Source organism: Pseudomonas sp. NFACC39-1 (assembly GCF_900110355.1).
Taxonomy (GTDB): Bacteria; Pseudomonadota; Gammaproteobacteria; order Pseudomonadales; family Pseudomonadaceae; genus Aquipseudomonas; species Aquipseudomonas tehranensis.
Genome location: NZ_FODL01000001.1, coordinates 1 through 13,802 on the forward strand (window position 1 = coordinate 1; position 13,802 = coordinate 13,802).

15 protein-coding genes are annotated in these 13,802 nt (G+C 59.3%); 5 read left to right on the forward strand and 10 right to left on the reverse strand.

What is annotated here, in order from left to right; translation table 11 throughout:
- Nucleotides 1–295, forward strand: a 295-nt coding sequence (locus BMY45_RS28545; RefSeq protein WP_177193286.1) for an integrase core domain-containing protein, incomplete at its 5' end; no start/stop codon positions are given.
- A gap of 142 nt (nt 296–437) precedes the next feature.
- On the opposite strand, the gene flgE is transcribed toward BMY45_RS28545, so the two are convergent.
- The 6 genes from flgE to BMY45_RS00035 all read right to left on the reverse strand — a co-directional run bounded on the left by flgE (nt 438) and on the right by BMY45_RS00035 (nt 5,527).
- Nucleotides 438–1,739, reverse strand: a complete 1,302-nt coding sequence (gene flgE, locus BMY45_RS00010; RefSeq protein WP_092392897.1) for a flagellar hook protein FlgE — start codon at nt 1,737–1,739, stop codon at nt 438–440.
- A gap of 30 nt (nt 1,740–1,769) precedes the next feature.
- A complete protein-coding gene (gene flgD / locus BMY45_RS00015) occupies nt 1,770–2,492 on the reverse strand; it encodes a flagellar hook assembly protein FlgD (protein WP_092392901.1) in 723 nt (240 codons plus the stop codon).
- Nucleotides 2,493–2,507: 15 nt separating this feature from the next.
- Complete coding sequence (gene flgC / locus BMY45_RS00020) at nt 2,508–2,951, reverse strand: flagellar basal body rod protein FlgC (protein WP_014339780.1); 444 nt, start codon at nt 2,949–2,951, stop codon at nt 2,508–2,510.
- Between the two features lie 3 nt (nt 2,952–2,954).
- The gene (flgB, locus tag BMY45_RS00025; protein WP_092392904.1) at nt 2,955–3,362 is read right to left on the reverse strand and encodes a flagellar basal body rod protein FlgB; all 408 of its coding nucleotides are present in this window, start codon (nt 3,360–3,362) and stop codon (nt 2,955–2,957) included.
- A gap of 357 nt (nt 3,363–3,719) precedes the next feature.
- Nucleotides 3,720–4,547 carry a protein-glutamate O-methyltransferase CheR gene (cheR, locus tag BMY45_RS00030; RefSeq protein WP_092392907.1) on the reverse strand — a complete coding sequence of 276 codons (828 nt, stop codon included), beginning with the start codon at nt 4,545–4,547 and terminating at the stop codon, nt 3,720–3,722.
- Between the two features lie 53 nt (nt 4,548–4,600).
- A complete protein-coding gene (locus BMY45_RS00035) occupies nt 4,601–5,527 on the reverse strand; it encodes a chemotaxis protein CheV (protein WP_047228760.1) in 927 nt (308 codons plus the stop codon).
- A gap of 78 nt (nt 5,528–5,605) precedes the next feature.
- Here BMY45_RS00035 and flgA point away from each other — a divergent pair, with 78 nt between their 5' ends.
- The 4 genes from flgA (at nt 5,606) to BMY45_RS00055 (ending at nt 8,210) form a co-directional block, all read left to right on the forward strand.
- On the forward strand, nt 5,606–6,370 hold the full coding sequence (gene flgA / locus BMY45_RS00040) for a flagellar basal body P-ring formation chaperone FlgA (RefSeq protein WP_092392910.1): 765 nt from the start codon (nt 5,606–5,608) through the stop codon (nt 6,368–6,370).
- Between the two features lie 173 nt (nt 6,371–6,543).
- Entirely contained in the window at nt 6,544–6,858 is a 315-nt protein-coding gene (flgM, locus tag BMY45_RS00045; RefSeq protein ID WP_092392913.1) for a flagellar biosynthesis anti-sigma factor FlgM, read from the forward strand.
- A gap of 48 nt (nt 6,859–6,906) precedes the next feature.
- On the forward strand, nt 6,907–7,374 hold the full coding sequence (locus BMY45_RS00050; RefSeq protein WP_092392916.1) for a flagella synthesis protein FlgN: 468 nt from the start codon (nt 6,907–6,909) through the stop codon (nt 7,372–7,374).
- 89 nt (nt 7,375–7,463) lie between these two features.
- Nucleotides 7,464–8,210: a flagellar brake protein gene (locus tag BMY45_RS00055; RefSeq protein ID WP_092392919.1), complete on the forward strand. Its 747-nt coding sequence runs from the start codon at nt 7,464–7,466 to the stop codon at nt 8,208–8,210.
- Between the two features lie 63 nt (nt 8,211–8,273).
- Here the strand turns inward: BMY45_RS00055 and BMY45_RS00060 are convergent, their stop codons facing one another.
- The 4 genes from BMY45_RS00060 to BMY45_RS00075 form a co-directional block, all read right to left on the reverse strand.
- A complete protein-coding gene (locus BMY45_RS00060; protein WP_092392922.1) occupies nt 8,274–9,647 on the reverse strand; it encodes an MFS transporter in 1,374 nt (457 codons plus the stop codon).
- A 68-nt stretch (nt 9,648–9,715) separates the two neighbouring features.
- On the reverse strand, nt 9,716–10,957 hold the full coding sequence (locus BMY45_RS00065; RefSeq protein ID WP_177193295.1) for a glutamine synthetase family protein: 1,242 nt from the start codon (nt 10,955–10,957) through the stop codon (nt 9,716–9,718).
- Nucleotides 10,958–11,298: 341 nt separating this feature from the next.
- Nucleotides 11,299–11,991, reverse strand: coding sequence for a sensor histidine kinase (locus BMY45_RS00070; protein ID WP_092392928.1), 693 nt, complete (start codon nt 11,989–11,991; stop codon nt 11,299–11,301).
- Nucleotides 11,984–13,591 (reverse strand): tetratricopeptide repeat-containing response regulator, encoded by a 1,608-nt coding sequence (locus BMY45_RS00075; RefSeq protein WP_092392931.1) that lies wholly within the window; start codon nt 13,589–13,591, stop codon nt 11,984–11,986. Before BMY45_RS00075 ends, BMY45_RS00070 begins: the two co-directional genes overlap by 8 nt.
- Between the last annotated feature and the right edge of the window lie 211 nt (nt 13,592–13,802).

A 13,802-nucleotide genomic window follows, 5' to 3' on the forward strand; every position in this document is an offset into this window, starting at 1 on the left:
CTTGATGTTTCATTCGGATCAAGGCTGCCAATACACCAGCCAGCGCTTTCAATCTGAGCTGCTTGAGCATGGGATAACGCAAAGCATGAGTCGTCGAGGACAATGCTGGGACAACGCGCCAACAGAGCGTTTTTTCGGGACGCTCAAATCAGAGTGGGTGCCCATCAAGGGCTACACGACAGTTGAAGAAGCCAAGCAGGATATGACCAGCTTCTTCATGCGATACAACCGAATCAGGCTCCACAGCTATAACAACTACCTGCCGCCAATAGCCATGGAGCAGCAGGCAGCTTGATCACCGTAATCGGTGTCCGGAAAAACTTGACCAGAACAGCTTGCTCGCGAAGAGGCCGGAACAGGCACCAAAAAAACCGGCGCTCAAGAAAAAGCCCCTCGTGCGAGGGGCTCCTTGTGCTGCTTTCAAGCATCCATCGATATCACGCCATCTGAATGATGGTCTGCATGATGGTGCTTTGGGTAGAGATGGTCTTGGCGTTCGCCTGGTAGTTGCTCTGGGCCTTGATCAGCTCGACCAGTTCGTTGGTCAGGTTGACGTTGGACTCTTCCAGGGAGTTGGAGACGATCGACCCCAGGGTGCCGGTTTCCGGGGCATCGTAGCCAGGGATGCCCGACGCAAAGGTTTCTTTCCAGCCGCTGCCGCCTACCGGCTGCAGGCCTTGCTCGTTGGTGAAGCTGGCGAGGGCGAGCTGACCGATCGGCTTGGTCTGGTTGTTGCTGAAGTTGGCCAACAGTACACCGCTACCGTCGATGGTCAGGTTGGTGATCTGGCCAGTGGCGTAGCCGTTCTGGGCAGGAATCGAACGCGCGGTGTCGGCGTTGAACTGGGTGGTGTTGGCCATGGAGACGGTGATAGTCGACGAGCCGGCGCCGTTGGCGGTCCACACACCGTTGGTCACGGTGCCAGGCACCCAGCCAGTGAGTACCAGATCGTTGTTGATGGTCGCAGGCGGGGTGCTGACCTGGACCAACTTACCACTCGAATCAAAGGTCATCGTCGAAGGAACGGGAGCGTTTGGAGCGACCGGCGCGCTGCCATCCAGGTTACGACCATCGATCAGGGTGTAGACATCCCACGTGTTGGCGCCAGTCTTGACCATGTACTGGTCCATGGAGTGCTGGTTGCCCTGGGTATCGTAGACAGGGGTGGTGAATTGCTTGGTGAACGTGGCGGTATCGGTTGGATCGAATACGTAGGGCGCCGCCTGTGAAATCGGCGTTGCTGTCGAATTCAGGTTGATCGTCGACGAAACCAGGCTGGTCGCTTGTGGCGGCAGGTTGGAGGTGTCGATGCGCAGGTCGGTCAGAATACCGTTGAGGATGTTGCCATTGGCATCCACGCCATAGCCCTGCAAACGCGCAGTGCCATCGCTGTTGGTGATGTAGCCTTCCTTGTCGGTCTTGAACGTACCGGCACGGGTGTAGCTCAGGGAACCGTCGTTGCTCAGGACAAAGAAGCCGGAGCCCTGGATACCCATGTCCAATACGTTGCCGGTGTTGTTGACGTCACCCTGGCTGAACTGCTGGGAGACGTTGGCCAAGCGCACGCCGTTGCCGACGGTCTTGGTGCCGCTGCCCAGTCTGGTAGCCGAGTAGACGTCTTCGAATTCCGCACGGGACGATTTGAAACCGGTGGTCGCCACGTTGGCGATGTTGTTGCCGGTTACGTCCAGGTGCTTGTTGGCTGCATAGAGACCGCTAAGGCCGATGTTGAAAGACATGTTGCACTCCTTTTGCCGGTTTAGTCGGCTCTACATACCAATAGTTTGTACTTTGGACAGGGCAATGCTGCCCAGCCCGGCGAGGTTGAGCATCAGCTCACCGCCCGTCTGGCTGATCGTCACGCTGCTGACAGTGGCCGGCAGGTGGGTGATCAGCGACACAGGCTTGTCGTCGATAGTGGTCGAAGCGGTGAAGGTGTAAGTGCCCGACTCAAGGGTGGTGCCCGCATCGTTCTTGCCATCCCAAATGAAGGCCGAGTTACCGGCATTCTGGCTGCCCAGCTCGATCGTACGGACGGTCTTGCCGTCCTTGTCCGCGATCTTGATCGCGAGCGAGGACACCGAGGCCGGTACCACCACCGTGCCGTTAAGGCTCTTGGAGGTATCGACCACCGCCTTGTCACCCGGGGCGATGACCGAACGGCCCACCAGGGACGAGGCTTGCAGGGCCTGGGACGAGTTGTAGTTACCGGCAATACCACTGACGGTTTCGTTGAGCGTGGTGATGCCTTCCAGGCTGCTGAACTGCGCCAGCTGGGCAACGAACTCGCCGTTATCCTGCGGCTCCAGCGGGTTCTGGTTTTTCAGCTGGGTGACCAGCAGTTGCAGGAACGCATCCTTGCCCAGCTCCTTGGAGCCGGTAGCTGCGTTCGTTGCCGCCCCCAGCCCATCGGTGGTGGTGTTGGTCTTGACCGAGGAGTTGGCCAGAATCTCGTTTAGGCTCAAACCACTGGTAGTGTTGGTGACGCTCATGTGACTCGCCCCTTATCACTGACCGAGGGTCAGGACCTTCTGCATCATGGTTTTGGCGGTGTTCATCATTTCGACGTTGGTCTGGAACGAACGACTGGCGGAAATCATGTCGGCCATTTCTTCGACGACGTTGACGTTCGGGTAATAGACGTAGCCCTTGGCGTCGGCGGCCGGATGGTTCGGCTCGTAGCGTGCGTCGAGGTTGCTCTGGTCTTCGACCACACCGAGCACCTGCACACCCTGCCCTGCGGCGTCCTGCTCCTGGAACAGCGAGTCGCTGCCGCCGGATTGGCCGCCCTGGAACATGGTGGCGAATACCGGGTGACGGGCGCGGTAGGTCTGGTCGATGCTCGACGAAACGGTCTCGGCGTTGGCGATGTTACTGGCGACGGTGTTCAGACGCGTGGTCTGGGCACTCATGGCGCTGCCGGCAATGTTGAATACGCTCGCAATCGACATGACTTACTCTCCGCGCAGGGCCGATACCAGCCCTTTGAATTTGCTATTGAGCAGGGTGAAGCTGGCCTGGAAGTTCACGGAGTTTTCCGTGTAGTTGGACTGTTCCAGTTGAGCATCCACAGTGTTCTGGTCGATCGAAGGCTGCATCGGCGTGCGGTACATCAGCGATTCATCGCCATTGCCCAGGCCTTCCGCTTCGATATGACGGCTGTTGGTCATGTTCAGGGCGAAGTGGCCGTTCTTGGTCTTCTCGTTCTGCTCGGCGAGCACTTTGGAGAAGTCCAGATCCCGAGCCTTGAAGTTCGGGGTGTCGGCGTTGGCGATGTTGTTGGCCAGGACTTCGGCACGCTGGGCGCGGAAGCTCAAAGCCTTTTCGTGGATGCCGAGCGCTTTATCGAAACTGATGCTCATGTTGGAAACCTTCGGGTGACCAGAATTTACGTACGATGGACATAGCAAGCGTCGTGCCACTTTCAAAAACCCCATAAACCGGGGCTTTGCGGGCATCGGCAAGGCGGCAATGCCAGAAAAGCGGCAATCGGTTTCCGCTGGCTGCCGCTTTTCTGCCGCTTCTCAAGCGCAATGACACTCAACTTGTGGGAGCGGGCTTGCTCGCGAAGGCGGCGGGTCAGCTTGCAACAATGCTGAATGTGCAATTGCATTCGCGAGCAAGCCCGCTCCCACAGGGATAGTGGTGGTGGGGAGGAAATTGGCAGGTATAAAAAAGGGAGCCCCTGAGGACTCCCGTTTTTTGACAACCCGAGCGAATCACTTCGCCTGATAGATGATCCCTGGGCTGCACTGCACCATCTGGTAATGGTCCGGCAAACCGTTCAGGGCCTCGGAGGCGCCGAGGAACAGGTAGCCGCCCGGTTTGAGCGTGCTGTGGATGCGCAGCAGGATGTCTTTTTTCACTTCGGCAGAGAAGTAGATCAGCACGTTGCGGCAGAACACGATGTCGAACTTGCCCAGGCTGGCGTAGCTGTCCAGCAGGTTGAACGAACGGAACTCCACGCGGTTCTTGATCGGCGCCTTGACCACCCAGCGGCCCGGCCCTTTGGGGTCGAAGTAGCGTTGCAGGCGATCAGGCGACAGGCCACGACCGATGGCCAGGCTGTCGTACTCACCGGTCTTGCAGTTATTGAGCATCGTCCCGGACAAATCGGTGGCGACGATCTGCACGCCCATTTTCAGCTGGCCGATATTGGTCCGCTCGAACTCATCGATGGACATCGACAGCGAATAGGGTTCCTGTCCCGACGAACAGGCCGCCGACCAGATCCGCAAGCGTTGCCCCGGACTGGCCTTGATGGCCGCCGGCAGCACCCTGTTCTTCAACACCTCGAACGGATAGGTGTCGCGAAACCACAGGGTTTCGTTGGTGGTCATGGCATCCACCACCATCTCGCGCAACCCACTGCGTGGCTGGGTCTGGATGCGCTGGACCAGTTCGCCCAACGATTTCAGGCCCTGCTGTTCCATCAATTTATTGAGACGGCTCGACACCAGGTATTGCTTGTTTTCACCAAGCAAAATGCCACAGGCTTTTTCCAGGAAGACCCGGAACTGTTCGAAATCCAAATTACCCGTAGACAAAATACCGCCTCTTTCATCGTGTTGATTTGCCGGGCGCACAACGCGCCCGACCTTTATTCTGCTGCCTTGATGCGCTCGACCACCCGGGAAGCCAGGTCATCGGGCCGGAACTTGGCCAGGAAATCATCGGCCCCCACCTTCTTGACCATCGCCTGGTTGAAAACACCGGACAACGAAGTGTGCAAGACAATATGCAGCTTTTGCATGCGCGGGTCGTTGCGGATTTCCGACGTCAGGGTGTACCCGTCCATCTCCGGCATTTCAATGTCGGAGATCATCATCAGAAACTCCTCTTCCGGCTTCTTGCCCTCTTCCACCAGCTTGCGCAGGTAATCCAGGGCCTGGCGTCCGTCGTTCAACGCTACCACTTCGACACCGACCGTTTGTAGACAACGGGTCACCTGCTTACGTGCCACCGAAGAATCATCGACCGTCAGGACACGCAGTGAAATCGCCTTGTGCTGGGTTTCGGCGTCGACCACCCCCACGGAAATCGTTTCCGGGGTCGGTGCCACTTCGGCGAGGATTTTCTCCACGTCGATGATTTCCACCAACTGGTTATCGACCCGGGTCACCGCCGTGAGGTAGTGATCGCGACCGGTGCCCTTGGGCGGCGGATGGATCTCCTCCCAGTTCATGTTGACGATGCGCTCCACCGAGCGCACCAGGAAACCCTGGGTCTTGGTGTTGTACTCGGTGATGATCACGAACGGATTGCTCTGATCCAGCAGCCGCCCCGAACCGGTGGCCATCGCCAGATCAAGAATCGGGATGGTTGCTCCGCGAATATTGGCCACACCGCACACGACGGGGCTGGACTTGGGCATCAGGGTCAGCTTCGGGCATTGAAGCACCTCGCGAACCTTGAACACGTTGATCCCGTACATCTGTTGCCCGTCGAGACGGAACAACAACAGCTCCAGGCGATTCTGACCGACCAGTTGAGTGCGCTGGTTTACCGAATCCATTACTCCCGCCATGCCCTGACTCCTACCTAACGCTAATGTGTCCGACGCGCATTCATCACTAAACGGCACGGGGCTTGCTATTGAACCGGCATGAACGCACAAACGACATTTTTTCGACGCCTGACCACTCACTGCCGCCACTGGCTCGGTGCACTGTTGGCTGCCTGCCTGCTCACTTTGGGCGGCCCTGCCGTTGGTGCTGTTCCGGTTACCTTGCCTGATCTCCTTATCGGCGTCACTCAGGGCTTTCTTGAATTCACCGTAGAAGACTACCTGGCAACCAGTCAAACCGAAGGTCGCTACGAAATCGAAGTCAACCAGCTCGATCCACGCCTGCGCATGCCCATGTGTGACAAGGAATTGACTGCTTCCCTGGAGAGCCCGGCCAGACCATTGGGTCGGGTCACGGTGAAGCTGCGTTGCGACAGCGCCGCGCCCTGGACGGTGTTCGTGCCCGCTCAAGTGCGCCTGTTTCGCGAAATCGTCACCACCACCCGTCCGCTCAAGCGGGCCGGGATCGTCGAGCCTCAGGATGTGACGCTGCGGGAACGGGATGTCAGCCAGATCAACCAGGGGTTCCTGACCTCCGTCGATCAGGCCATCGGCCAGAAACTTGTCCGACCAATGGTCGCCGACCAGGTCATTACCCTGGTCCACCTCGAACAGGCCGAAGTGGTCCGCAAGGGCGATCAGGTGGTCATCACTGCCCGCAGTGGGACCCTGGCCGTGCGGATGCCGGGCGAGGCGTTATCCAACGGTGGCATGCGAGAACAGATTCGGGTGAAAAACCTTAACTCCCAACGCGTTATCAAGGCGCAGGTAATGGCCCCCGGCCATGTGGAAGTGGCTATGTAGCAATCGGCTGGAAATGGGTAGAGAGCTGGCGCTTGCCCACGGTGTTCCCTAGACTGTGCCTTACGCAAAGGCAAGCGCAGACGTGCGCACGTTCATTGAATAAATGAGCCTAAAGTTTTTTTGGGGATGGCCGAAAACATGGCAAGCGTCCAAATACCCAGAGGTTTTTTACCATGGTCATCGATTTCAATCGTTTAAACAGCTCCTCACCGCTAACAGGCACCACGCGTCCTAACGCCAGCAAGGAAACCGTCGAAGCCGACAAATCCGCGCCGGCCGAAAAAGCCGCCACTGTCAGCAACGGGGAGTCGGTACACCTCAGCAATGAGGCTCAGCAGTTGCAGAAGGTCACTGACAAGCTGCGCGATCAACCTGTCGTCGACAACGCCCGCGTGGCCGAGTTGAAAGCAGCAATCGCCGATGGCAGCTATAAAGTCGACAGCAACCGTGTAGCCAGCAAACTGCTCAACTTCGAAGCCCAGCGCTAGGCCACCGCCAGCGCCAGGCTTTTGGACGCTTAAGAACCAAGGCCAGCCATGCACGACACGAATTTATTGCAACTGATCACCGACGACTTTGCCCCGGCGCAACAATTGCTGGAGCTATTGCAGGCCGAGTCCCTGGCATTGCACGGTCGCGACATGCCGTCGCTGGAGAATATCCTGGCGCAGAAACAGGCATTGATCATTCTGCTCGATCAGCATGGCCGCAAGCGCAGCGAGATCCTTGCCAGCCTCAACCTGCCCGCCAATCGTGACGGCCTTGAGCAACTGGCCAGCCATTCGTCGGTTGGCGATCAACTGTTGGCCCAAAGCGAAGTGCTCAACGACCTGCTCGCTCAATGCCAGGCTGCCAACACTCGCAACGGACAGTCGATCCAGGTTCAGCAGGCCGCCACCGCCAACCAGTTGCGCATCCTTAACGGCGGTGAAATCCCGACGCTCTATGACGCTCGCGGTTCGACCGCCAAGATGGTCAAGCACCGCCCGCTCAGCCAGGCATGAAACGAACAGTGCCGGCGCTCTATCAACGCGCGACACATGCTGGCAAAATGCTGGCTACTCGTCGTATTTTGCCTGGAGATTGACCCACCGTGTTCAATGCCTCAAACGCGGATGATGCTCCGCAGCCGCCCAAGGTCCTTACCACGCCCCTGGAAATTTCCGGCAACCTGCGGATGCTGCAAGAGAGCCACGACCCGCTGATCATCACCTTTCACGAACGCAGCCAGCGCTTTCAGAGCTATCTGGTCGACGTCGACCGAGAGCGTAACGTCATCGCCCTGGACGAAATGATCCCCCGGGACGGCGAACGCTTCCTGCTGGCGGGCGAACCGTTTCGTGTCGAGGGTTTTCATGATGGCGTGCGCATCGCGTGGGACGGCAACGGCCCTTTGACCATCGATGAGTCCAGCGATGGTCGCTGCTATCGCGGCGCCTTGCCTGACGAAGTGGTTTACCACCAACGCCGCAACGCCTTCCGTGCCGCCCTGAAGCTGGCGCAACTGGTGAACGTCGAGCTGGGCGGCGACAAACTCAAGTCACCGGTGGACGGCAAGCTGCTGGACATTTCCGCCACAGGCTGCAAGTTGCGTTTCGAAGGTGACATTACTGCGCGCCTGCAATTGGGCCAGGTCTACGAGCGCTTTATCGCGGCATTGCCCTTCGGCAACATGACCGCACCGGTCGAGCTGCGCTATCTGCATTTCGAAGAAAGGATCAACACCACCTTCGCCGGCGTGCGCTTCCACAACATCAGCGGCCTGGTGCAACGGCAGGTTGAGCGTTTTGTGTATCAACTGCAGCGCGAAGCCCGTCGTTTCGACAAAGACGACCTCTGATTTTCGACACGTAAAAAAACGGGCAGTCCCTTGCGGTGACTGCCCGTTTTTTTTATGGCTGGCTCAAGGCCTGGCCTGAGTGAAATCGGGGCTCGGCGGCTCGTCGTTCGCCTCTGCGGCGGCAGCTTCCTCCATGACGGGTTCTTCGTCGACTGGCTCTTCCGCCGGCACAGGCTCGACGTGCATCTGCTCCTGCACCACTTGTTCGTCCACCCGGGGATCGAGGCACGCCACCAGGGGCGAACTGGACATGCTGTCCGGCATCGCCACGTGATGCAGCGGTGCGTCGTCGACCTGATGCAGGTTGGTCACCGCCTTCGGCCGGATTCGCCACACCAGCACCAGGGCGAAGAAGGCAAAAAAGGCATAGAGCATCTGGCTGCCGAACATCTTCATCAGCACCCCTGCTACCAGCGGTCCGATACTGGCGCCAACCCCATAGGTCACCAGCAACATGGCAGTCAGGGATACCCGTCGGTCAGCTTCTACGTGGTCGTTGGAAAACGCCACCGCCAGCGGATACAGGCAGAACTGCACCAACGAACAGAAGAACCCCGCGACGAACAGCACCTCCAACGGCACCGTCGGCAGGATCGCCAGCGGCAGCGCACAGACCGTCAGGACCAGCGCAAAACAACGGATCAGCAGCGCCCGGTCATAGCGATCGGACAGCCAGCCCAGGGGCCACTGAACCAGCAATCCGGCAAAGATGCAGCTACCCATGAACAAACCCACCTGCTCGGTCGACAGCCCCTGCTGAGAGGCGTACAGCGGCGCCAAGCCATAGAACGAGCCGACGATCAGCCCCGAGCCCAGCACCGTACTCAACGACTGCGGCACACGCTTGATGAAAAAGCGTGGCTCCATCGGCGCCGGATGCAGCGCCGCCGGGTGAATTCGCCGGGTCAATGTCACTGGCACCAGACACAAGGCGAAGCACAGCGCCACCAGCATCAGCAGCTCAAGCCCCAGGGACGGATGCATGACCAGAATCAACTGGCCCAGCACCAGACCCAGGTAGGAGGCGATCATGTAACCACTGAACACCACACCACGCTGCTTGGCATCGGCCTGCTCGTTGAGCCAGCTCTCGATCACCATGTACTGACACATCATGCCCAGGCCGACGATCACCCGCAGCACGATCCAGGCCGGCAGCCAATCCACCAAACCGTGGCCCAGCACCGCCGCACCGACAATCCCGGCGCAGGCCGAATAAGCCCGGATGTGCCCGACGCGGGCGATCAGCCGGTGGCCAATCTTGCCGCCCAGCACCAGGCCGAAATAGTTGGCGGCCATCAGCGCACCGACCCACAGGCTGTCGACATTGTCGGCGGCCAGGCGCAAGGCCAGGTAGGTACTCAGCAGGCCCGAGCCGATCAACATCATCAGCGAGGCGAAATACAGCGCTCGAAAAGGTTTCCAGATTTGGCGCATCGGCGTTCCGAGCGGCTCCTTGAGATGAGTACGGGCTATTTTGAAGATAGCCCGAATGCGACGTTTGGTTATGCCTGGGCCGCTAGAACACGCCGCTCCCAGGGAGTAATTTCATCAAAGAAGCTGGTCAGTTCCATAGTCTTCGAAGCGATGTAGCCTTCGATGAACTCCGTACCGAACAGTTCCTTCGCCAGATGACTACGCTTCAGACGTTCCAGGGCGGCATGCAAGGTACATGGCAGCGAAAGATTATCCGGCACCTGGAATTCGCCCTGGATCGCGGCGCTTGGCTCCAGGCGGTTTTCAATGCCATAAAGCCCCGCAGCCAGACTGGCGGCAATCGCCAGGTACGGGTTGGCATCGGCCCCCGGCAAGCGATTCTCGACCCGACGGGCCGCTGGCGAACTGGCGGGAATGCGCAACCCGGCCGAACGATTGTCATGGGACCAACAGGCATTGTTCGGTGACGCAAACGGGTGACACAGGCGCTGGTAGGAGTTCACGTTCGGCGCAAACAGCGCCGTGAAATCCGCCATGCCGGCCTGTTGCCCGCCGATGAAATGCCGGAACGCCGCCGTTGGCTCGCCCGCTTCGTCGCTGAACACATTACGGCCGCTGTCCAGCTCGACGACGCTCTGGTGAATATGCATCGAACTGCCCGGCGTATGGGCCAGGGGCTTGGCCATGCAAACCACGGTCAGGCCGTGCTTGAGCGCCACTTCCTTGAGCAGGTGCTTGAACAGGAACGTCTGGTCGGCCAGTAACAAAGGGTCGCCGTGCAGCAGATTGATCTCGAACTGGCTCACGCCCATTTCATGCATGAAGGTGTCGCGGGGCAAGCCCAGCGCCGCCATGCAGGCATAGACCTCTTTGAAGAACGGGCGCAGGCCATTATTGGAACTGATGCTGAACGCCGAATGACCGTCTTCACGCCGTCCGTCCAGGCCCACGGGCGGCTGGAACGGTTGGGTCGGGTCCGGGTTGGGCGCAAACACAAAAAATTCCAGCTCGGTCGCCACCACGGGCGCCAGGCCAAGGGCTGCATAACGGGCAACAACGCGCTTGAGCTGGCCGCGCGTGGAGAGCCGCGAGCTTTCCCCGGTCAGCTCATCGGCGTCGCAAATCGCCAAGGCTCGCGGTTGTTCGCTCCAAGGCAGGCGGTGGATCTGTTTCGGGTCGGCCACCAGTGCCAGATCGCCGTCGTCGCTGCCATAAAAACGCGACGGCGGATAACCGCCCATGATGCATTGCAACAGCACACCCCGCGCCATCTGCAACCGTCGGCCCTCGAGGAAGCCCTCGGCGGTCATCACCTTGCCTCGTGGCACGCCATTCAAATCCGGGGTGACACACTCAATCTCATCAATGCCCGTCAGTCGCTGCGCGAGTGAACACTGGCCATCGGTCGTCATGACGCAATCCTTGTAATGTGCGAGCCGCGATCGGCAACCCGTACAAAATAGGCTTCGGGTGTTCGGAATATCAAGCGGCCCAAGACAATAAACACTCAGTGCTGGGGACAGGTGGGATCTAGTGTGGGAGCGGGCTTGCTCGCGAAAGCGGTGTGTCAGTAAGACATTTGCAAACTGACCCACCGCTTTCGCGAGCAAGCCCGCTCCCACAGTTGCTTTGTATTAGGCAGGGTTATTGTTCAGGGCAGATAAATCCGGAACACGCCCCCGCCCAACGTGCCGCCATTGGCAATCTCGGTACGTCCGCACTGGCCGCCACGCTGATGCAACCCGGCAATCCGCGCGGCGAAGTACAAGCCCAGCCCGGTGCTGCCGCTGCTGTGATTGATGCCCTGCACATACTCGGCCTGACGCTCGATCATCTCGGCCGGGTAGCCTTCGCCGTCGTCATTGATGGTCAGCACCAGTTGCCCGGCCTCGTCGCTCGCACTGATCAGCAACGCCTGGCGCGCGTGGCGGATGGCATTGTTGATGCTGTTATCGAGCACTGAGGCAATCAGCTCACGATCGAAAAAACCCAAGGGGCTGAGGGGGTCGACGTCGTAAGTGACCATGATCCCGCGACTGCGGAACACGTCCTGATGGCCGGCCAGTTGCGCCTCGATAAAGTCATCCAGCTCGTGATAGGCCGGGTGCAGCGGCAATTGGTTGACCCCCAGCTTGTACAACCCCAGCAACTGCACCAGCAGACCATTGAGATGAGCGAACTCGAACTCCATGACGCCCTGCTCCGACGTCTGCCGCTCAGGGTCGGGCAAACGCTCAAGCCATTGGGTATGAGCCTGCATGAGCAAGGTCAGGGAGTTTTTCATGTCGTGCACGGTAGATGCGATCACCGTGGAAAAATCGAGGGCCTGTTCGCTGTCATTCATCGCCAAATGCCTTGCTTCGCAGTTTCTGATAACGCGCAAAACGCGCATCGGTGTCGGGCATCATGCCCACCAGTTTCAGGCAGGCGCGGCATTCCTGCAGCAGTTCCGACTCCACGCTGGTATCGGTGCCATGCAACAGTGACTGCGCCATGTTCAAAGCAATACTGATGTTCTTCGGTTGCATCTTCAGGGCTCGCCGGAACAGCTCTCGCGCCTCGGGCAAGGCACCGGTCTTGTACACGCGCACACCTTCGCGGTTCAGCTCGGCGGCGGCATTGCCTTGATTGAGGATGTTCGGGTCGTCGGTCAGCTTGGCGATGCCTTGCATCACCGTCGGATCATCGCCATAGATCTCCGCGCAGTTCTTGAGCATCGACTCGCCAGCGCTGGTCTGGCCGAGCATTTGCAACTGCTTGGCCACCAGCAACGCGGCCTCGGCGCTCATGAACTGCTCCATGCCGTCCAGACGCTGCAAGGCCTGTTCGGTGAGCTTTTCGGCAGTTTCGGCATCGTTGAGCAACAGGCTGGTGGCCTTCATCAACCGCGCACGCACCTGCAATCCAGGGTCGTTGATATTTTCCTTGGCCACCGCGCTGAGGGTGGTGTTGATTTCCAGCCGGGTGCGGGTATCCAGGCCTTTCTCGCTGCCCTTGCTGATCAGCGCATGGGCCAGGCCCAGGTTGCTTTCCGGGTCCTTGAAGCGCGACTGCGCGCCCTGCCCGACCGCCTGCCGATAGGCCTTGGACGCCGTCTCGAAATCTTCGTTGGTCATCGCCAGCTTGCCCAGCAGCGACTGCCGGCGCACCGCCAGCGGCGACAGGCGAACCGCCTCTTCCAGCACCTGCTGCGCCTGCTTCGTATCGCCTTCGGCCACCAGCACTTCAGCCATGCCGTCATACAACGCCGGCATCATCGGGAATACTTTCAGGGCTTTTTCATAAACATCCTTGGCCTGCCTGACCTGGCCACGCTTGAACAACAACTTCCCCAGCCCCGCATAGGCCCACGGCAAAGGACGGTCAGCCAAAATGGTGTTGTACAGACGCTCCAGCGCTTCATTCTGATTCAGGTCGCGCAGCGCATCGGCCCGATAACGCAGGCACAGCGGGCCATAGCGCGGATCCTGCTTGCACAGGGCGATACAGGCGTTAAGCACCTCCATCGGCTTGCCACGATCCAGGGCTTGCAGGATCGGTTTGAGCAGGGTCTTGCGCTGCTCCAGCCGTTCCAGCCGCTGAGCCAGCCCCGAGCGATTGAACGGTTTGGTCAGGTACGCATCGGGCTCATGCTCCAGGGCACTGAGCACCATCGCCTGACTGCTTTCAGCCGTCACCATGAGAAACACACTTTCATGGCTGATCAGCTTCTCGACCATCAGGTCTTCCAGCACCTGCTGACCGTTCTTGCGGCCGTCGCCCAGGTGATAGTCCTGCAAAATGAAGTCATAGCGCTTCTGCGAGCACATGCGCAGCGCCACTTCACCGGTGTCGGCGGTGTCCACGTCCTTGACGCCCAATTCACGCAACATGGACCGGACGGAACTGCGGAAATCCGAGAAATCATCGACGATCAGAAAACTTTTTTGGTGGTACGCCAGCATCGAGGATGTCCAGGCAAGTAAAAAGATGCACCCAATGGCAAAACAACGAAACGCCGTGTCACCGCCCGGTGTGGCGCGCATTGCTAGCCGTTTTCGCGCGCCGAAACGCGATAGAAAACCGGGCTCGTCAGGGTATCGGCAGGAAATGGCGTTCCGTTAAGGGGATTGTGTGAGGGGGTTCATACCGGACAGATCGGCTACCTGCCGGGCA